1 pseudogene is annotated in these 213 nt (G+C 31.9%); it reads left to right on the top strand.

The features are described from left to right. Positions 1-213: pseudogene (locus tag A372_RS38185) on the top strand (hypothetical protein); the annotation flags it as partial.

Here is a 213-nt window from a genome sequence, read left to right on the forward strand (position 1 = left end):
GTTAAGAATATCAATCTAACGGCTATAAATTGTAATGTCACCGTTACAAAAACTTCAGCAAGTGATTTTAGTTATGAGTATAACAAATCCTTGTATACTGTCACTTCTACATTAAGTGGATCTACAATTTACATCACAGTAAAGGGGAAAGGCTCAGCTAACGGCATTTCCGACAGAGTTAATATTTTAATTCCTGATAAAAGATATGAAAAA

Origin of the sequence: Paenibacillus sp. OSY-SE (genome assembly GCF_000283315.1) — a bacterium.
Taxonomy (GTDB): domain Bacteria; phylum Bacillota; class Bacilli; order Paenibacillales; family Paenibacillaceae; genus Paenibacillus_B; species Paenibacillus_B profundus.